Source organism: Thermostichus sp. MS-CIW-15 (assembly GCF_054060575.1).
The window spans coordinates 1-17,599 of sequence record NZ_JBSSDI010000002.1 but is presented as its reverse complement, the minus strand read 5'-3'; the positions used below and the strand labels follow the sequence as shown (position 1 = coordinate 17,599).

Genomic DNA, 17,599 nt, shown 5'->3' with positions numbered 1-17,599 from the left:
AAAGGTCTGAAGATGTCGTTCCAATTCTAGTCAGTTGGGGATGGGATCCCGGCGGGCGGCCAGCAGTAGGGCATTGACGATGGCAGCGGCCACCGGGGATCCGCCTTTGCGGCCCTCCACCCGAATCTGGGGGACATCCGTTTGCGCTAGCGCCCGTTTGGCCTCTTCCACTGCCACAAAGCCCACTGGCACCCCGATCACCAGGCTGGGCCGGATCCGCTGGGCCCGCATCTCTTCCACCAGCGCCAGCAGCGCCGTGGGCGCGTTGCCGACGACAAAGATCGCTTCCGGGTAGCGCCGGGCTACCTTGACCATCCCCTGGGCCGTGCGCGTTTGCCCGGCTTCAAGAGGCTCTTCTGCCCAGTCCAAAGCGCAATGGAGCGGGATCCCCTGCGCCGCGAGGCCAGCTTGGATCCCGGCGGCCACCATCCGCACATCCACCACCAGCGGCCGTCGTTGCCGCAGGGCCGCCAGTCCCGCCTCAACTGCCGTGGGGCTGAACACAAAGCGATCCCGCAGCTCGAAGTCAGCGGTGGCGTGGATGGCGCGGCGCACGATCTCATAGGGGATCCCTTGCCAGGGATGGGGGCCGATCTCTTGGTCAATCTGGCGGAAGCTGGCCGCTGTAATGGGGTCTATCCAAGCTGTTTCATCCATCATGGGATCGGTAGGCAGAGCCACATCTGGCAGGAGGGTTTTCTCCATCCTGTTGACGCAAGCGGTTTTGTTTGGAAAAAGGGGTGGGGAATGTCCAGAAAAAGCCGCTCAAGAGGGTTATCTGAGAGAAACGCCCCTCCAGTCCACTCTAGACGCCCTCCAGCAACCGCTAAGATCGGTCTATCCTGATGGAGGTGGGCCTGCTGTTGTCACATACAAAAGGATAGCTTGGTAGCCCCGCACTTTAGTGCGGGGCGGAAAAGCCCGCTAGCGACTTTAGTTGCTAACTGCTATAATCCTAGCCAGACCAGGGGAAAACGCTAACTACGGTGAAAAACCCGAGCAGCAACAAATCCTCTGGAGCGAGAAGTAAGCAGAACCTTGGGGCTTTGCCTTAAGGAACTGTCTAGAGGCGCTTTGACAACGCCGTTATGGGTTCTTTTGTGGACTGCGTAAGAATCCCCCGCCCTTAGGCGGTGGGAGTGTCAATCCTCCCTTGCCTGAACATAACCCTCCTTCTTCTTCTCCCTCTGCTGCTGTCGGCGGGGCAGGTTTCCCCTCCCTTGCGACGCCCCCCTCTTCGGTCGGCAGCAGGGATCCCGTCTCAGGGCTTCCTCGCTATGGTCATTCCCAAACCTGGCTCTGGCGCGGCTGGCCTATTCATTTCACCTACACCCCCAGTCGCGCCCAAACCGCCAGCGGCCAGGTGAACTTGACGGCGGCTCCGGCCATCTTGATCCATGGCTTTGGGGCCTCGGTGGGCCATTGGCGCCACAACATTGTTCCTCTGGGATCCCAGCGCTCCGTCTATGCTCTCGACCTGCTGGGATTTGGCGAGAGTGCCAAGCCGGAGATCGCCTACAGCGTCGATCTGTGGGTCGAGCAGGTGTACGAGTTTTGGCGAACCCACATCCAGCAGCCCAGCCTCCTGGTAGGCCATTCCATTGGGGGCCTGGTGGGGGTGATTGTGGCTGCCCGCTATCCCCAGATGGTGAAGGGTTTGTGCTTGATCAGTTGTGCCGATGGGCCTCACCCCGAAGAATTGTCCCCTCCTTGGGATGTGTTGGTGCAGGCCCTTTGCGAAGGGATCCTGGCTGTTTTGGGCTGCCCGCTCACCTATCCTCATTTGTTTAACTGGCTGCGACAAACCGAGGTGCTGCGGGCCTGGATCAAAAATGTCTACAAGCGGGACGAGCAGGTGGACGAGGAGCTGGTGCAGATCTTCCAGAGGCCGGCCTTTGAGCCGGGGGCAGCCCACGTGTTTTTGGATAGCCTGAGGGCCATTCTCTGCCGCCGCTTCGACAGTCCCAAGCGCCTGTTGCCCACGCTCAAGATGCCCATTCTCCTCCTCTGGGGCCAGGAAGATCCGGCGGTGCCCAGCTTTTTGGCGGATCAGTTTAAGCGCTGGCAGCCGGCTCTTACGTTGGTGAAGCTGCCAGGGGTGGGCCACTGCGCTCACGACGAGCTGCCCCACTGGGTCAACACCCTCATTAGTGAGTGGGCAGCTAGCCTGGAGACTTGCCCTAACTTGTCCACCCACCTTCGCAAGAATCCCGCGGCTGGCTAGTCCAGCCAGTTCCCCTGCCCAGGTTCAGCAGTGCCCTCCCTGCTAGCGGTGAAACCTTATGTATGAATGAATGATCGCGCTAGGTGGGAACCTCCCTCTCCGGTTGGGAAAGCGGCTAGGGATGAGGGCCAAGGGATCCCTTTAGTCCTCGGGGGGCAGCTTGAGGATCTGACGCTGACGCATCCCCTGCCAGCGCTGGATGAGGTCGCTGTCGATGCCAAACTGATCCAGGGCCTTCACCACCACAAAGTCCACCAAGTCCAAGAGGGTACGCGGCTGGTGGTACCAGGCCGGAATGGCCGGGACGATGCGCGCCCCTGCCTCTGCCAGGATGGTCAGGTTGCGCAGGTGAATGAGGCTGAAGGGGGTTTCCCGCGGCACGATGACCAGGCGGCGGCCTTCTTTGAGCTGCACGTCAGCCGCCCGCTCCAGCAGGTCAGAGCTCAGCCCAGCGGCCAACTTGGCTACCGTGCCCATGCTGCATGGGATCACCAACATCCCCTGCGTGCGGTAGGAGCCGCTGGCAATGGTTGCCCCCACATCTTGCCAGCGGTGGCAGACCAAGGATCCGCCCTCGCTTTCGGCCTGCTGCCGCCAAAACTGGGCCTGCCGCTGGGGATCTGCCGGCAACGGCACCCCTTGCTCCCCTTGCCACACCTGATAGGCCGCTTTGGAGGCCACCACCTCGACGCGGTAATCCAGGCTGAGCAGAACGTGTAGGGCGCGCACGGCGTAGAGCATCCCGGAGGCGCCCGATATACCAAGGATGATCGGCTGGGAGGAGTTCAAGGGCAGGCGGAAAGGGTCTTTACCTCAGTTTACCGACTGCCGAGGCCCCTCGGCTCTAGGCCTTGGGCTGGGCGATGTCGAACTCGGCGTCGTAGTCGAAGTCCTCGTCTTCCTCGACCCAGTCTTCCTCCAGCCTATCGTCCTCTTCCAGCTCCTCCTCTAGGCGAAGCTTCTCTGGGTACTCCTCGTCCAGCCCCAAAGCGGCTCGCTCTTCCCGCCGCCGGAAGCGCTCCAAAGCCGCCGGCGTGATGAAGGGATACGGCAGCCCCTGCGCTTGCGCCTCCTCCAGCGCTGCCCGGTAGCTCTCCACTTCCTTGATGTCAATTTTCCAGCCAGTGAGGCGAGCGGCCAGGCGCACATTTTGCCCCTCTTTGCCGATGGCCAGGCTGAGCTGGTCGCTGGTCACCAGCACATGGGCCTGTTGGATCTCCGGATCCACCAACCGCACCTCCACCACCTTGGCCGGGCTGAGGGCGTTGGCGATGTAGGTGGCCGGATCCGGCGACCAGCGGATGACGTCGATCTTCTCGTTGCGCAGCTCTGCCACCACCGCCTGAATCCGGGATCCCCTTGCCCCAATACAGGCCCCCACCGGATCCACGTCCCGCTCCACGGTATCGACGGCAATCTTGGTGCGCGGCCCCACGTTGCGGGAAGGCGGGTTGGCCTCCCGCGCCACCGCCACGATGCGCACAATGTCCTCTTCGATCTCCGGCACCTCGTTGGCGAACAGGTTCACCACCAAGCCGGCGTCGGCCCGAGAAACCAAAAGCTGCGGCCCCCGCCGGGATCCCTCGTATACCTTTTTGAGGTAGACCTTCATCACCGCGTTGGGGGTGTAGCGATCGCTGGCCAACTGCTCCTTCTTGGGCAGTTCGGCTTCCACCTCCGGCTGCCCAAAACCGCTGGATACCGCCATGATCACCGTCTGCCGCTCCGTGCGCAGCACCCGTGCCTGCAACACGGTATTTTCCAGGTCGCGGAACTCTTCTTGAATCAGGCGGCGCTGCTGGTCACGCAACTTCTGGGCCAGCACCTGCTTGGTTTGGATGGCCGCCATGCGGCCAAACTCCGCCTGTTGGGGAGTGACGTCATTGGTTACTTCCCAGCCAACTTCGGCTTCCGGGTAGTCCTGCTGCACGTCGTACAGGGAGATCTCGTGATCTGGATCCCGTACCTCCTCGACAATGGTTTTGGTGGCCAAAATGCGAAAGCCCCCTGCCTCCACATCCAGCTCTACATCGAAGTTGCGGAAGTGGTCTTCTTCAAAGACGACATCTCGCTGAATGGTTTTGCGGTAGCGTTCGTAGCCCTTGAGCAGCGCCTCCCGCAAGGCGTTGGTGACCGCATGGCGGGGCAAGTTGCGCTCCCGCGAGATCATCTCCACCATTTCTGCCAAACCGGGCAGAGGCACCATCGACATAAGCTGTTGTCCTCCTAATGCAACTTAAGCTGGGATGAAACTGCTATCACTGTTGCTCCGCAATCCTGACGGGAAATGCATCGCCGCACAGCAGGCAGCTCCGACGCGAAGACAGGGCAACACACTTCGCGCTCGAACGTCCTCTCTATCCCCATTCCTCTACTCGGTTTCCGCCTCTGAGAGGACAACCCGCTGCACCGAGGCGCGGGGCAACTGCACGCGCCGTCCCTTGAGGGATAGGGCAACTTTCTCCTCATCCCGACCCAGCAGATGCCCTGACCAGACAGCTTTGCCCTTGTAGGGGGGATCCACCGTCACCTCCACCGCAAACCCTTTGAAAACCACAAAGTCGCGGTCGCTGATGAGGAGGTTGCTGATGCCGGGGCTGGAGACCTCCAGCACATAATGGCCGGGGATCAGATCCACTCGATCCAGCTCCACTTCCAAGGCCTGGCTCATAGCTTCGCAATCGGCGTGGCTGGTTTCCTGCTCCGGATCCAGCGGACGGATATCCACCCGCAGCACCGGCGGATACTGGTTGGTGTGAAAAACCATCTGTACCAACTCGTACCCCAGTCGAGCGGCCAAGGGACGGGCCAGACTCTCCAACTGCGGGATCAGAGGGTGAACCATAGCCAACTCATCGCCAACTCGGTGTAACGGCCAGATCCCAGCCCAGCGAAGCTGGAGCCGGCAGCGGGGGCATCTTCCCCCTAAAAAAGCAAAGAAGTGGGCGCTACCCACTCCCCGTTATCATTGCGGAGATCCTTGGGAATCTACCTGCCGTCGCGGGGGGCTTTGGGCAGGCTTTTCCCTGGCTATGATCTTAGAATACTTTGTCGGATTTGGCCAGAGGGATCCGCGTGAGCCAGATCTGCAAAAGGCCACACCTATAATTAATGTGGACAGCCGCGGATTTGCCCAGACACCCAGCCGCATTCTGTGGGGTTTCCTATGACCGTTGCTTTCTCCTATCCCATCTTTGGCCCCAGCATTCAATGCCCCCACTGTCGGCAGACGATTGCGGCCCTTACCCTGACCGATACCTACCTCTGCCATCGCCACGGCGCCTTTGAGGCAGATCCCGAGCAAGAGGAGCTGGTTCACCTGCAATCAGGGCGGCGTTGGCGCCTCTGGGAAGGCCGCTGGTACCGCCAGCACACCCATGCCGATGGGATCCGCTTCGAGATTCACGAAGAGCTGGATCGCCTGCGCATGAAGGGGATGCGGGCCACGCAGGTGATCGTGGCCGAGCGCTACCGCTCTTTGCTCACCCCCTACCTGGAGCAGGGATCCCAGCGGCGCCCCGGCCCACCCCGCCTCTACGGCCTGCCGGTTAGCTTCAGCTCCCAGCTTCCTGAAGGAGCCGGTGGCTCGCCGCAGCGCTGGCGGGTGATCAACTTCGAGCTGATCTGCGAGCTGGATCCGGCCATGCGACAGCCGCAATCCCGGCTGCAGTTCTGTGACTAGCCCTGAGAAAGGCAAGGTCGGGCTTTAGAAGCGGCTAACCCGCCTGGGATCCCCCCTCCGGCTCAGGGGAGGCTATACCCCAGTAGGTGTAGCCGACCCACTTTGGTTGGCTAGGCATGTAGAATTGTTCCAACTGCTCAAAGCGAAACCCTGCCTCTCGGAGCGAGCGGGCCATCTGGCAGAGGAAATCGAGGCTTTGGGCAGGCAAGAGCGCCGCGAATTGGTCAATCGCTTGGGGATCCTGCCGGGACACCTCCTCAAGGGGCAGTTCCAGCTCCAGCTTCGCGGCAAAAGTTGGCGGGCAACTATTAGCGAACAACGTCGCCAAATCCAGCAATTGCTCAAAGAGAGTCCTAGCCTAAAGCCTGAGCTTTTGGCAGCTCTGCCAGAGGCTTACCAAGACGGGATCCTGTTGGTGGTGAAAGAAACGCCGCTCTCGGAAGAGGATCTGCCCGCCGAGTGTCCCTACACGCTTGAGCAGGTAATGGATCTCGGCTTTTATCCGGGATCGGAATAGCTCAAGGGGCTTTGCTCGCCCTTGGAAGTGCCGCCTCTTGCAACCTGAGAGCAAAAGCCGGAGCTCCAGCTTAACTGTCCTCCACAAGCTGTAACCAGAGCCTTAGGAAGGATGGCTCAGGCGTGATTTGAACACGCGACCCAGGGCTTATGAGTCCCCTGCTCTACCGCTGAGCTACTGAGCCGGGAAGATGCTTAACTAGGATAGCATCTTTGTGCAGGAAGTTGCTCTCGTCGGCTGGCAATGTCGCCTCCTTTTCTTAAGGGATCCCTGTTTTGGCTGGCCCTGGTGCTGCAGGTGGGCCTGGTTGGGCTGGTGCCAGCTCGGAAGGCGCTTACCCTTGCCACTGGCTCCCCGATCTACTTGCAGATTGCTCCTCTGGATCCCTATGACCCCTTGCGGGGCCGCTACGTAGCTTTGAGCTACACCGTTGCCCAGCTTTCCACCCTAGAGAAACTGCCCGGCTGGTCCCCTGAGCTCGCTAAGCCAGGGATCCTCTACCTGTGCTTGGCCCCTCCTGCCGGGGATCCTGCTCAACCCTGGCAGGCCATTGCCATCAGTCGCGACCGGCCCAGGGAGCTGCGGCCTGGGGAGGTTGTCCTGCAAGGGTGGTTTGATGGGCGGCAGCTTAGGTTTGGGATCGAAGAGTTTTTCATTTCGGAAGCGCTGGGAGATGTTCTGGAACTAGAGATCCGCCGCAACCCAGAAACACTGCGAGCAGAGGTGAAGGTGGATCCCTGGGGCCAAGCAGCGCTGGTGGGCCTTTGGGTAGGAGAACAGCGGTACTAAGAGAAGAGTAAAGCTGGTCTTGCTCTGCCGCCCTTCTAGCCCTCTTTCTTTTTGCGGGAGCAAGTTGCGCTTGTTTTCTTGGCCCTGGCAGATGCTGTGGATTTTTTAGACGACTTCTTCTGGCTAGGAGGTGGCGCTGTAGGAGCTAGAAAAAATACTTCTTTCAGGGCCTCCAACTTTTTGCCTCGTGTAATTTTGCACCCCAGCTTGGTTATGGGGGTTAAGTCCTGCCACCAGCTCCTATCTGCCTCCGCAATTCGCGCGGCTGCAATGGTTATATCAACTCCCTTAAGGGGGGTGCCGGGCTGCTCGGCCAGGTATCTCAACGCGGCCAAGATAGTTTCTCTCGGGGCCTCTGTCAGATTCACCTTTGGGACAATTTCTCTGGTGAGGATTTGGGCCTGCTTAACCTGCTCTGGGTCGGGATCGACAACAATGCACCAGAGCCTCTCCAGCCCTGCCTCTCGAGCAACTGCATAGACAAAATGGTTACCAATGGCCTTGTACTGATAGTCGCCAGCCTCGACCACCAGCAGAGGAACCCAGTTGTGTCCTCCTGTCGCCCTTAGCTGATCTGCGGCTGCGGCAACAAGGAAGGAGGGAGCAGAAAACCCGTCGGCGGGCGTAATGCTCTCAAGGGGTAAGTTAACCAACCTACCTAGATCTGAAAACTCACTCATCGATAAAGTACTCACGGGCAAGACTCTGGTAGTATTCTAAAACTTTCTTGTGAAAGACGGCAGGCTTTCGATCAAAGCTTGCAGAGGATATCACTACATAGTCAGGTATCCCAAAAATGCTTTTGTTTTCATTACCTCTCTTAAAATGCGGCCAGAAATATGGAAGTAGGTTCATGCTTCTCTCTTGGCTGACAATTTTTTCTATCTCATCATTTGCTCGTTTAATAGTGTTTTCGTTTCCTGAGGGGACGCCATTGAAAAAGATAGGCAAAGTCCTGGGGCCACCATCCTGTCGTGACCTAGCAGTTTCTGGAACAAATCTGGTGATTACTCTAGCAGCATTATTCAGGGAAGACAGATCGTCGGGGCGGGTAGGTATCAAAATAACGTCGGCAGCAAAAACACCACTCTGGCTAAAGTAAAGCCATTGAGTTGGGCAGTCAATTAGGATGTAGTCATACTCATTGCGAAGAGGAGCAATGAGATCGCGAAGGCGCCGAGTTCCCTTCTGAATATATGCTACCGCCTGGCTATCAGTTAACGTTTCCAGTTCAGGGTCTCTTGGGATGATGTCAAAGATGGAAACTATACTCTGTTTGCCTTGTCTAACTGTCTTGAGTCTGTATGTTTGGACAACGGAATGAACATCTATTTTGGGATCCTTTAAGCACTGCGTCAGTGTAATTTTTCCAGGAGTAACTCCCAAGTTTCTTGTCAGATCTCCTTGGGAATCAAAGTCAACAACTAAGACCTTTTTTCTCTTGGCTGCTAGTGTTGCCGCAAGGTTAATGACCGTCGTTGTTTTGCCTACGCCCCCTTTATTGTTATACACGCAGATAGTCAAAGCCCGCTCGTAGTTTTCTATCTTGTCTCGCAAGTTGCGAACTATGCCCTCAATGTTATTTGAGCTAATATCAAGGTTTGCTGTAGCAGGGTGAACAACTTTTCCGTGCCTCCTCCAAAGCTGGATGTTATTTGCATTGGTGATAATTCCCCATTTTGCAGATTTGCAGTTCTTGGCAAGCAAGTAACTTTCTATCTGACAAACTGCATCCCTATAGCAAGATCCTTCTTTGAGGTTGACTACTCTGGATTTTGCCTCCAAAAGCAAGTAGGGGTTCCTTTGGGAGTTAAAGAAAGTATCTTCAGGATCTTCGTTCTTTCTTGCGGCGAGGTCGACCTGGCCACAACCTGTCTCGAATTCATATCTAATTTCCAAGTCGTGAAAGCCAAGCGCATGCAGGAGGGGAACAGCAAAGTGTTGGACAACAACTCGCTCTACACTCTCGGTGGGAGATATCCTCTCAAGCTTCTCTCGGAGATAGCTAGCCTCAGTCATAGGAAAAAATAAGGTGGACAATGCTAACCAAGCTAAAAGCTCGCCCTCAGCCTAGCAGTTGCTTTGCCCTCTCTGCCAGCGCCTGGGCTGTCAGGCTGTTGTAGTCCATGAGTTCCGTAGGGGTGGCGGTGGTTTCGCCACGTTTCCAGGCAAAGATGTCGCGCGGGCCAGTGTAGCGCAGCAACAGGGGCTCCAACATCAGGCTGGAGCCGCCGGTCACGCCGATAAGGGCTTCGCCGGCAAACCAGGCGGCAAACTCCTGGTCAGACATGAACTCCCCATCGGGTTGGGCACAGGTAGACCAGGCTATATCGCCGGGGCGATAGAGACGGCGGGGGTTGACCACGGAAACAATTTTGCTGCCGATCCCCTGGGCTTGGAGCTGCTCAGCCGCGGCAAACACCGGCAGGAGGATCATATCCCCCACCACGGCAAAGACCACTGTGCGGGATCCGGGCACTTCCTGCAGCACGGTGCAGCCCTGCTCTACTGCTTGGCGAGCCTGTTCCAGGGTGGTGCGGATGGGCAGGGGGGTTTTGCTGGCAAAGATCGGGATCCCTTTGTTGTAGGTAGACAAGGCCCACTCGTAGGCGGCTTGGGCGCAGTTGGCGTCGGGGGGAAAGAGGGGGAAGATGTTGCCGTTGCGCATCATGGCCGCCAGGTAGGCTTCAATTTCCGGGCGTTGGTGGGTCCAGCCGTTGCGGCCTTGTTCCAGGGCTCCGGCGGTGTAGAGAGCAATGGCGGAAGGGGTGGGGCGGCGCAGCTCGGCCATCGCCTGGGTCACCGTCTGCCAGATGGGCAGGCCGTTGACGGCAAAGGATTCGTAAGAACACCACAGGGAGCGCCCGCCAAAGAGCGCCAGGCCTGCCGTCAGGCCGGCACAAGCATCTTCGCTAAGGGGTTCGTAGACCTGCCCTTGGGGCTGTTGGTTGTAGAGGGGATCCGCCGTGGGGTGGATCACTTTCAGGCCCTGGTTGACATTGGCAAGGCCAGAGGCCTCATTGCCGTCAGCGTTGGCCACCAGAAAGTCGGGGTCTTTCTGCCCCACCTGTAGCACCAGGGCGCCGATGGCAGTGGTGGAAACCTGCTTATCGCCGAGGGAGAACTCGGTTAAGTTGAGGGATCCCAAGGGCGGCAGAGGGCGGACGAATTCGGTTACCACCACCTTGGCTGCCGGCCCGCCAGCAGCCCGTTCACAATTTTGGCGCACCAGAGCCCAAGCGGCTGGGTGCAGGGCCCGTGCCTCCAGAGCGGCCACGATGTCGGGGTGATCCAAGGTGTGGTGGGCGTAGAGGTTGTGGGATTTGGATCCCTTGGCGTGCACGCCTGCCCCCTTCAGTTGCTTGAGGATGAAAACCGTCAGGTGGCCGCCTAGAGCGCACTGGATGGCCCGTTCCATCTCTACCAGCACTCTTTGGACAAAGGCCAAGCGGGCTTCCAGGGAAAATTGGGTGCTATCCACGTAGGGGCCAGGCTGTTGGGCATCGTCGAAGTCTTTGGCATCCACCAGCACCACTTCCTCAAAGCCGTTGCCCCGCCAGTACTCGGCCATCTGAGCGTTGGTGAAGGTAGAGATCATGCTGTGGTGCTCTTGGCTGTAGCCGTTCCAGACCAGCACCGGCAGGAAGTTGGTGCGCTGCGGGAAGGCGGTGTGAAAGTGGATCATGGAGCTCATCACGTAGGGCTCCCCCAGGCCCCCATCGCCGATGGTGACGGGGAAGAGCCGATCCGGGTAGAGCAAGGCGGCGGCCATGGCAAAATGCTGCCCCTGCCCAAGGGGCCCTGCTGGCGCTAGCAGGCCGGGGATGTAGCCAGAGAGGTGACCCAGCAGCCCTTCCCGTTCCCGAAAGCGAGCCTGCAAGTCGGCGACGGTGTGGATGCCCATCTCCGCCAGCGATCCATCCAAGAACATGGCGGCATAGAAGCCGGGCGCGTGGTGGCCCACCTCGGTAGGGATGTTCTTTTGGCCCAGGTACACCAAAGCGGCATAGGCTTCCGCTTGGCTGGCAAAGCCGCCCGGGTGGCCCGAGGCTTTGCTGGCGGTCATCTGCAGGGTGAGGTAGCGCAGCGCATCGGCATAGAGCAAGGTCTGGTAGGCGGCCATGCGACTGCCCGGATCCCGCAGCTTGCCGGTGGCAGCATCCACTGCAGGTTCCTGGCCCAGGCGGTCGAATTCCGGCCAGGGATCGCCAAAGTAGCGGATCCCTTCGCAAAAGGCGGGGATTTGGGCGGTTGCCTCCTGAGCCAGCGTCATGGTCGAGCCTCACTCTTTGTCGGGTTACTCCTCACTTTAAACCTAATAGAGCCTCTTGGATGTTCTAAGCAGAACTCGTCTAACTGAGGCTACCCCTCTCGGCCCCCAAGTTGGTCAAGCGGTGGGTGGTGCGGCCCAACAGGCTGTTGGCAAGCTTTCGTCATCGATGACAGACGATCTGGACAAGTAAATCAAAAGGGTAGCCAAGATCCATCCTAGGGCAGAGGTTCGGTCGCGATGGCCCGTCCTCACCCTTACCTACAATATCTAGTGTCTCAAACCCTTTAATCACCTATTTTCCCACAATATACAGATGAAAATCTGCTGGCTATTGACCAGTTTCCCTTGTCCTTTACCTGGGAGGGATCGGTGCCCCTTTTTGGAAAGCTGTGGTACATTCGAGGGAGGCCAGAACTGAGTTTCCGAGAAGCAGGCTAGAGGCTTTTTGGAGCAAAGCAAAGGGCTGTACTGCAATGGCTTAAGTTTGTAGGGCTGTTGACTTTTTCTCGTCTTGATTGCCTGAGGTTCTCTGGTTTTGTTTGCCCAAGTCTTAGACTTGTGGGGGGTTGCTATTTTCTAGAGGATTTGCGATGGTTGCTAGCTGTTGTTGAGCATTACTTCTAATTGCTTCTTGCCTGTTGTCGATCCGCTTGCTCCCCAAGACCGACTGCTCCATGACAGACACTCGTCCTTGTGCCCCCTGTATCGTAGATAGCGGAATTTTGGTTAATAAGCGGGATATTTACCGTCTTCTGGCGGATCTGGGGCGGGTTCGCTACTTCGATATTGTCGATGGTCGGGTACGAAAGCAGGGGGAGGGCTATGTGATGGAGGTGTTTCAGGATGCAACGGCGGCTACCTTGGTGGCCAATCGCAGCCTTTATCTCAACCTAAACAGCTTTGACTACGCCTGCTTGCGGGATCCCTCCCCCTCGGAGGTGGCAGGCCTGGAGGGGGAACGGCCCAGTGTGGTGATCGATCTGGTTCAGGAGAGCCGCATCTTGCGTTTGGTGCCTTTGTCGGATCCGCTATCGGATCCTGCGCAGTTGTGGGCGGACACTCAGGCGTTGCGGGCGGCAGCAGCGGACGCTTTGGGGGCGGGTTGGAGCCTAGAAGAGGAAGACGGTTCTTCCGACCTGCTGGATTGAAAGGGCTCAAAAAAACGTGCCGCCAGGCCCATCTTCGCTCACTCTTGAGGTGACTGTTATTATTCACACTCCCACTGCCTAAAGGCAGGGGATTCTTACGCAGTCCAGGAACGGACTCGCAAGGGGGCTGTCAAGACGCTTCTAGACAGTTCCTTGGGGCAAAGCCCCAAAGTTCTGCCTACTTAGCAAGTTAGCTGAGACATCTCCTGGGCGCTTGCCCCTACTCGGGTTTTTCACCGTTTTGGGTGCTTGCCTAGGAAGGGCACGCCTCATCAACAATCACACCATTGGCGAGCAACTTGCTTACGGGCTTTTCCTCGCCGCACTAAAATACGGGGCTACCAAGCTATCCTTGCTGTGTCATTCAGGCCCCAGTTTTTGTTCATGAGGATCCACAGAGGTTTCCCCAGCCTCCTAGACATCGCCCATTGAGAATGGGTATGGGTGGCAGAGCCCAGGGCCAATCCTGCTCGGCAAATGGAGGCAACCGGTATGATCTGTCTGGGCTGTGGGGCTTTTGGGTTGGGAGGCAGTGTGAAGGATTTTCGGAAGCTTGGCGGCAGAACGTGGAGCTTGCGCCCGATCGGATCCCTGGTGGCGATGCTCTTGCTGCTGGCGCTCAAGGCTTGCGGGGGAAGTGGTGGTTCCTCTTCGGTAAGTGTCATTCCTACTCCCATTCCAACCATCGTTCCCACCTCTACTCCAGCTGTCGTCCTCACCCCTACCCCGACTGTTCTGCCTTCGCTGACGCCTACCTCTGTTCCCCAGTTCACGATCGACCTTCGCTTTCCCGACAACAGCCTCACTCCCAGTCAGCAAGCCATTGTCCGCAGCGCGGCCTTGAGATGGCAGCAGATCATTGTCGGGGACCAGCCAGATTTGCCCCCCACCTCTATTCAGGCCGACGCATGCAATCAGGGATTTCCCAGCACGCCGCTCAATTTCCCCATTGACGATCTGTTGGTAGAGGTGAGGGCGAGAGACCTAGGCAACGAGCGGGTTTTGGGGGGGGCGGCTCCTTGCTTTGTGCGGGCCTCGAATGGCTTGCCGTTCTATTCAATTGTGCTCTTCAACAGCCAAAACCTCTCGGCTTTGGAAGAGCGGGGGGATCTGCCCATTACTGCCCTGCACGAGTTGGGCCATGCGCTTGGCTTTTTGCCCAGCGTCTGGGATCCCAAGGGGCTGACGGTAGGGTTGGTGAGGCGGGATCAGCCGACGCCGCCGGGCTATGACCCCCGCTTTATCGGCCCGCGGGCAGTTGACGCTTTTATCACATTGGGGGGGAACGCCCCTTCTGTTCCTTTAGAGAATCAGTTTGGGGAGGGATCCCGCGATGCCCATTGGCGGGAGAGCGTCTTGGGCCGCGAGCTGATGACCAGCCGCCTCGACCGGGGGGTGCCCAACCCCTTGAGCATCCTCACGGTGGGAGCCATGGCGGATATCGGCTACGCGGTGAATCCGGCGGCAGCGGATGGCTTTGAGCTGGGGCGCAGCCGGCGCTTCTCGGAGCCGCTGGAGCTGCAGGAGCTGGAGTTGGCCCTGCCGCTGCGGCGGTTTGATGCCACCGGCAGGCAGGTATGGGATCCCTGAGTCGAAAAAAGCATATCTACCTATAGCCAAGCTGCCCGTTCTTAACAATAATGAATGGCCAGTTGCAGAACTTTACGACATCGGCAAACTCTTATATGGGCATCCTCAAAAAGCTGTTCGGCGGTCTTTTTTCCTTCTTTGCCATTCTCTTCGGCGGCCTCGTGGATTTTGTTACCGGCCCTTTTCGTCCGGCGCCTGCCCAATCCGCTCCAACCCAGTCCTCTAGCCCTGCGGCAACGGCTACGCCTGCCAAGCCCAAGGTGGTGGTTGAGAAGCCGTTTGTGCCCAACGAGATCCCGGCTCCGCGTCCTAACCGTCGCCCTGGCCCGGCTTTGGATGTGTTCCGGGCTATGGTTCAGGAGATCCCTTCGGCGCGGGCTTAGTCTGCCCATCTTCGGGAGCAGCTCGTAAGATGGAGGTGACACCGCTGGAGACTGCTCTCTATGTCCGATCTCTCTTTCTCAGAACAAGAACGGCTGAAACAGCTTGAGCGTGAACTGGAGCAAGCGGCGGCGGCCTCTGGAGATCCAGGAACATCCGTTGCGTCTCAGGGGAAAAGTGCCGTCCGAGCTTGGGTTGAGACTTGGGGGCGTCCACTGGTGACGGTCTTCGCCATTCTGGGCTGTATTCTTCTGGTCGGGCTGTTCTTCCGGGTTTTCGGCACCGTTCTCAGGTGGGCAGTGGTGGCGGGGCTGGGCTATCTGCTCTACGCCTGGGTGGTGGCGCCGCGGCTGGGCCTTTCCACCGGAGCTAGGCCAAAGGCGGACGACAGGGATCTGGACCGCTTTTGATGGGCAGGGATCCCTGGCGGGCTTATGCCTACCTGGCGGCAGCTATCTTGGGCTGGGCCACGGCGGCCAGCGCCTTTAAGTTTGGCCTGCAACACCTTGCGCCAACGCTTTTGCTAATTTTTTCCGCGTGCAGCTCCTGCCTGATCTTGGGGATGGTTCTGGTGGCTACAGGGCGGGCGCATCTTGTCCGCCAGCAGAAGCGATCCCAGATTGCCTTGTCGGCGCTGCAGGGGCTACTTAACCCGCTCGGCTACTACGGGGTGCTGTTCCAGGCCTATGATCGCCTCTCGGCCCAGGCGGCGCTGGCTTTGAATTACACCTGGCCGCTGCTGCTGGCTCTCTTGGCGGCGCCGCTGTTGGGGGAGCGCCTGCGCGGGCGGCTGCTGCTGGCTTTGGGCATGAGCCTAGTGGGGGCGGTGCTGGTGGCCACGGGGGGATCCTGGGACACCTGGCAGGTGGAGGATCCCTGGGGGGTGGGGCTGGCGGTGGGCAGCGCTGCCATTTGGGCCCTCTACTGGCTGCTCAATGTGCGGGATGGACGGGACGCGGTGCTGAAGCTGTTCATGGGGTTTGTCTTCGGCAGCTTCTACTGCCTGCTGCTCTTGCCGTTTCAGGAGCTGAGGTGGACAATGGCGGGGCTGGCCTGGGCAGCCTACATCGGCTTGGCGGAGATGGGGTTGACTTTTGTGTTTTGGCTGCGGGCCCTGGAGCTGGCCCACGAGCGCGGATCCCTGGCCAATTGGGTCTATGTAACGCCATTCTTGTCGCTGGGGCTGATTGGGGTGCTGTTGCGGGAGCCGATCGCGCCGGGATCGGTGCTGGGCCTGGGACTTATCTTGGCCGGCAACCTCTGGGGATCCCGGCGGGAAAAACCTCAGCCTGTTCTTTCTTAAGGCTATGGCGGTGAATCCCATTCCTCTCTATGTAGCGGCAACGGCCCACGGGTTTGGGCACGTCACCCGGCTGGCGGCGGTGGTGAACACTTTGCGGCGGCAGGATGCGCAGATCCTGCCCATTTGGGTGACGCCGGCCCCCGCCTGGCTGCTGCAGCGCTACGGGGAAGGGGAGTTTGTGCACCGGCCGCGGGGTTTGGATGTGGGGGTGGTGCAGCCGGATGGCTTGCAGGCGGATCTGCCGGCCACGCTGGCTGCTCTCAAGGCGTTTCAAGCGGGGGCTGCCGACCTCATCCGGGAGGAGGCCGAGTTCATTCGCAGCCAGGGGGTGCCGTTGATCCTGGCGGATGTGCCCCCCATCGCCACCGCCATTGCCGAGGCCGCCGGGATCCCCTGCTGGATGGCCAGCAACTTCGGCTGGGATTTTATCTACCAAGACTACGGCCCCCAGTTTCAGCCCTTGGTGGCCTGGATCCGCGAGCTGTACGGGCGCTGCCAGCGGCTGTTTCGCCTGCCCTTTGCCGAGCCTATGGCCGCCTTCCCTCACCAAGAGGCAGTGGGGCTGACGGGGTCGGATCCGCGCTACTCAGGAGAGGAGGTGGCCCGGCGCCTGGGGCTGGAGCGGGAGCGGCCCACGGTTTTGTTAACCTTTGGCGGGCTGGGGTTGCAGGGCTTGCCTTACGAGCGGCTGGCGGATTTTCCCGACTGGCAGTTTCTCACCTTCGACCCAAAGGCTCCTGCTCTGCCCAACTTGCAGATTCTAGACGGCCAGGTGTGGCGGCCGGTGGATGTCATGCCCCTCTGCCGTTGGGTGGTGTCCAAGCCGGGCTATGGCACCTTGGCAGAGGCGCTGCGCTGTGGCACGCCCATGGCCTGTGTCAACCGGTCGGGGTTTGCCGAGTCGCCCCTGTTGGTGGAGGGATTGCGGCGCTACGGATGGCACCGCATCCTCTCGCCGGAAGAGTTCTTTGCGGGATCCTGGGACTTCCTGCGGGATCCCCCCTACCCACCCCAGGCGTCGGAGAAGTTGGATCGGGGGGGCAATGAGGCCATTGCCGGCGCTATTGCGGCCTTCCTGGGGCAGTAGCATAGGGAGCATGACTCTAGTCAATGATATGCTGGACTATACTGAAAATAATGCCCAGTATGTTCAGTATGGCTGCTTGGTATGGCTAGGTATGTAAAACCGAGAGAAGCGGCGGATTATTTTGGGGTGTGTCTCCACACCTTGAGGCGATGGGAACAGAAAGGCTGGATCAAAGCAATACGTACTCCATCTGGTAGGGCAAGAAGGTATGACCTCGACAGCTACATCAGAACGCCAAAGAAAGCCAAACGAGTCGTTTTGTACGCCCGAGTCAGCAGTCGAGGGCAAAAGTCAGACTTGGAGAGACAGATTGCAAGACTGGTTAACCTCTATCCTGGAGCCGAAGTGGTCGGAGAGGTTGGCGGCGGTCTCAACTTCAAAAGGCCAAAGTTCCTTGCCTTATTGGAACGAGTTCGTGCGGGAGATGTCGGAACAATTGTGGTCGCTCACCGGGATCGACTCTGCCGGTTTGGATTTGAGTTCGTTGAGTGGTACTGCCGTCAATACGGATGCGAAGTCTTGGTTCTCGATGACGATCACCTCTCTCCCCAGCAGGAACTGGTTGAGGATATCCTCACCATCCTGCACTGCTTCAGCAGTCGGCT

General features: G+C 59.0%; 19 protein-coding genes and 1 tRNA gene. 11 read left to right on the top strand and 9 right to left on the bottom strand.

Features of this window, described 5'->3' with window-relative positions:
• Positions 1–30: 30 nt before the first annotated feature.
• Complete coding sequence (locus tag ACVW0R_RS00820; protein ID WP_011429368.1) at positions 31–660, bottom strand: cobalt-precorrin-8X methylmutase; 630 nt, start codon at positions 658–660, stop codon at positions 31–33.
• A gap of 493 nt (positions 661–1,153) precedes the next feature.
• Here ACVW0R_RS00820 and ACVW0R_RS00815 point away from each other — a divergent pair, with 493 nt between their 5' ends.
• Positions 1,154–2,224: an alpha/beta fold hydrolase gene (locus tag ACVW0R_RS00815; RefSeq protein ID WP_099884263.1), complete on the top strand. Its 1,071-nt coding sequence runs from the start codon at positions 1,154–1,156 to the stop codon at positions 2,222–2,224.
• 141 nt (positions 2,225–2,365) lie between these two features.
• On the opposite strand, the gene ACVW0R_RS00810 is transcribed toward ACVW0R_RS00815, so the two are convergent.
• The 3 genes from ACVW0R_RS00810 to rimP form a co-directional block, all read right to left on the bottom strand.
• The gene (locus tag ACVW0R_RS00810) at positions 2,366–3,013 is read right to left on the bottom strand and encodes a flavin prenyltransferase UbiX (protein WP_011429365.1); all 648 of its coding nucleotides are present in this window, start codon (positions 3,011–3,013) and stop codon (positions 2,366–2,368) included.
• A gap of 55 nt (positions 3,014–3,068) precedes the next feature.
• Entirely contained in the window at positions 3,069–4,436 is a 1,368-nt protein-coding gene (nusA, locus tag ACVW0R_RS00805; protein WP_011429364.1) for a transcription termination factor NusA, read from the bottom strand.
• A gap of 159 nt (positions 4,437–4,595) precedes the next feature.
• A complete protein-coding gene (rimP, locus tag ACVW0R_RS00800) occupies positions 4,596–5,069 on the bottom strand; it encodes a ribosome maturation factor RimP (protein ID WP_099812470.1) in 474 nt (157 codons plus the stop codon).
• 321 nt (positions 5,070–5,390) lie between these two features.
• On the opposite strand from rimP, the gene ACVW0R_RS00795 reads away from it, so the two are divergent.
• Positions 5,391–5,906: a TIGR02652 family protein gene (locus ACVW0R_RS00795; RefSeq protein WP_457501481.1), complete on the top strand. Its 516-nt coding sequence runs from the start codon at positions 5,391–5,393 to the stop codon at positions 5,904–5,906.
• Between the two features lie 34 nt (positions 5,907–5,940).
• On the opposite strand, the gene ACVW0R_RS00790 is transcribed toward ACVW0R_RS00795, so the two are convergent.
• Positions 5,941–6,081: a hypothetical protein gene (locus ACVW0R_RS00790; RefSeq protein ID WP_011429360.1), complete on the bottom strand. Its 141-nt coding sequence runs from the start codon at positions 6,079–6,081 to the stop codon at positions 5,941–5,943.
• Between ACVW0R_RS00790 and ACVW0R_RS00785 the strand changes: the two genes are divergently transcribed.
• A complete protein-coding gene (locus ACVW0R_RS00785; protein WP_049749706.1) occupies positions 6,031–6,423 on the top strand; it encodes a DUF29 domain-containing protein in 393 nt (130 codons plus the stop codon). The genes ACVW0R_RS00790 and ACVW0R_RS00785 overlap by 51 nt on opposite strands.
• Positions 6,424–6,535: 112 nt before the next feature.
• On the opposite strand, the gene ACVW0R_RS00780 is transcribed toward ACVW0R_RS00785, so the two are convergent.
• Positions 6,536–6,607: transfer RNA gene (locus tag ACVW0R_RS00780), tRNA-Met, on the bottom strand.
• A 59-nt stretch (positions 6,608–6,666) separates the two neighbouring features.
• On the opposite strand from ACVW0R_RS00780, the gene ACVW0R_RS00775 reads away from it, so the two are divergent.
• On the top strand, positions 6,667–7,212 hold the full coding sequence (locus tag ACVW0R_RS00775) for a GDYXXLXY domain-containing protein (RefSeq protein ID WP_414402642.1): 546 nt from the start codon (positions 6,667–6,669) through the stop codon (positions 7,210–7,212).
• 35 nt (positions 7,213–7,247) lie between these two features.
• Here the strand turns inward: ACVW0R_RS00775 and ACVW0R_RS00770 are convergent, their stop codons facing one another.
• From ACVW0R_RS00770 to ACVW0R_RS00760, 3 genes are read right to left on the bottom strand one after another with little or no spacing between them, the layout of a single operon-like run.
• Positions 7,248–7,892 (bottom strand): Rho termination factor, encoded by a 645-nt coding sequence (locus ACVW0R_RS00770; protein WP_457501480.1) that lies wholly within the window; start codon positions 7,890–7,892, stop codon positions 7,248–7,250.
• The gene (locus tag ACVW0R_RS00765; protein WP_414515229.1) at positions 7,885–9,231 is read right to left on the bottom strand and encodes an AAA family ATPase; all 1,347 of its coding nucleotides are present in this window, start codon (positions 9,229–9,231) and stop codon (positions 7,885–7,887) included. Before ACVW0R_RS00765 ends, ACVW0R_RS00770 begins: the two co-directional genes overlap by 8 nt.
• 46 nt (positions 9,232–9,277) lie before the next feature.
• Complete coding sequence (locus tag ACVW0R_RS00760; protein WP_457501479.1) at positions 9,278–11,485, bottom strand: phosphoketolase family protein; 2,208 nt, start codon at positions 11,483–11,485, stop codon at positions 9,278–9,280.
• A gap of 722 nt (positions 11,486–12,207) precedes the next feature.
• On the opposite strand from ACVW0R_RS00760, the gene ACVW0R_RS00755 reads away from it, so the two are divergent.
• The 7 genes from ACVW0R_RS00755 to ACVW0R_RS00725 form a co-directional block, all read left to right on the top strand.
• On the top strand, positions 12,208–12,633 hold the full coding sequence (locus ACVW0R_RS00755; protein ID WP_228375410.1) for a hypothetical protein: 426 nt from the start codon (positions 12,208–12,210) through the stop codon (positions 12,631–12,633).
• 534 nt (positions 12,634–13,167) lie between these two features.
• Positions 13,168–14,223 (top strand): leishmanolysin-related zinc metalloendopeptidase, encoded by a 1,056-nt coding sequence (locus ACVW0R_RS00750; protein WP_414403017.1) that lies wholly within the window; start codon positions 13,168–13,170, stop codon positions 14,221–14,223.
• Between the two features lie 95 nt (positions 14,224–14,318).
• Complete coding sequence (locus tag ACVW0R_RS00745) at positions 14,319–14,606, top strand: hypothetical protein (protein ID WP_457501478.1); 288 nt, start codon at positions 14,319–14,321, stop codon at positions 14,604–14,606.
• A gap of 60 nt (positions 14,607–14,666) precedes the next feature.
• The gene (locus ACVW0R_RS00740) at positions 14,667–15,014 is read left to right on the top strand and encodes a hypothetical protein (protein ID WP_099812476.1); all 348 of its coding nucleotides are present in this window, start codon (positions 14,667–14,669) and stop codon (positions 15,012–15,014) included.
• Positions 15,014–15,907 carry a DMT family transporter gene (locus tag ACVW0R_RS00735; protein WP_011429349.1) on the top strand — a complete coding sequence of 298 codons (894 nt, stop codon included), beginning with the start codon at positions 15,014–15,016 and terminating at the stop codon, positions 15,905–15,907. The genes ACVW0R_RS00740 and ACVW0R_RS00735 overlap by 1 nt, the downstream gene beginning before the upstream one ends.
• Before the next feature lie 4 nt (positions 15,908–15,911).
• Positions 15,912–16,994 carry a glycosyl transferase gene (locus ACVW0R_RS00730; RefSeq protein ID WP_414348137.1) on the top strand — a complete coding sequence of 361 codons (1,083 nt, stop codon included), beginning with the start codon at positions 15,912–15,914 and terminating at the stop codon, positions 16,992–16,994.
• A gap of 81 nt (positions 16,995–17,075) precedes the next feature.
• Positions 17,076–17,599: IS607 family transposase (locus ACVW0R_RS00725; RefSeq protein ID WP_457501477.1), on the top strand; the 524-nt coding region annotated here is incomplete at its 3' end.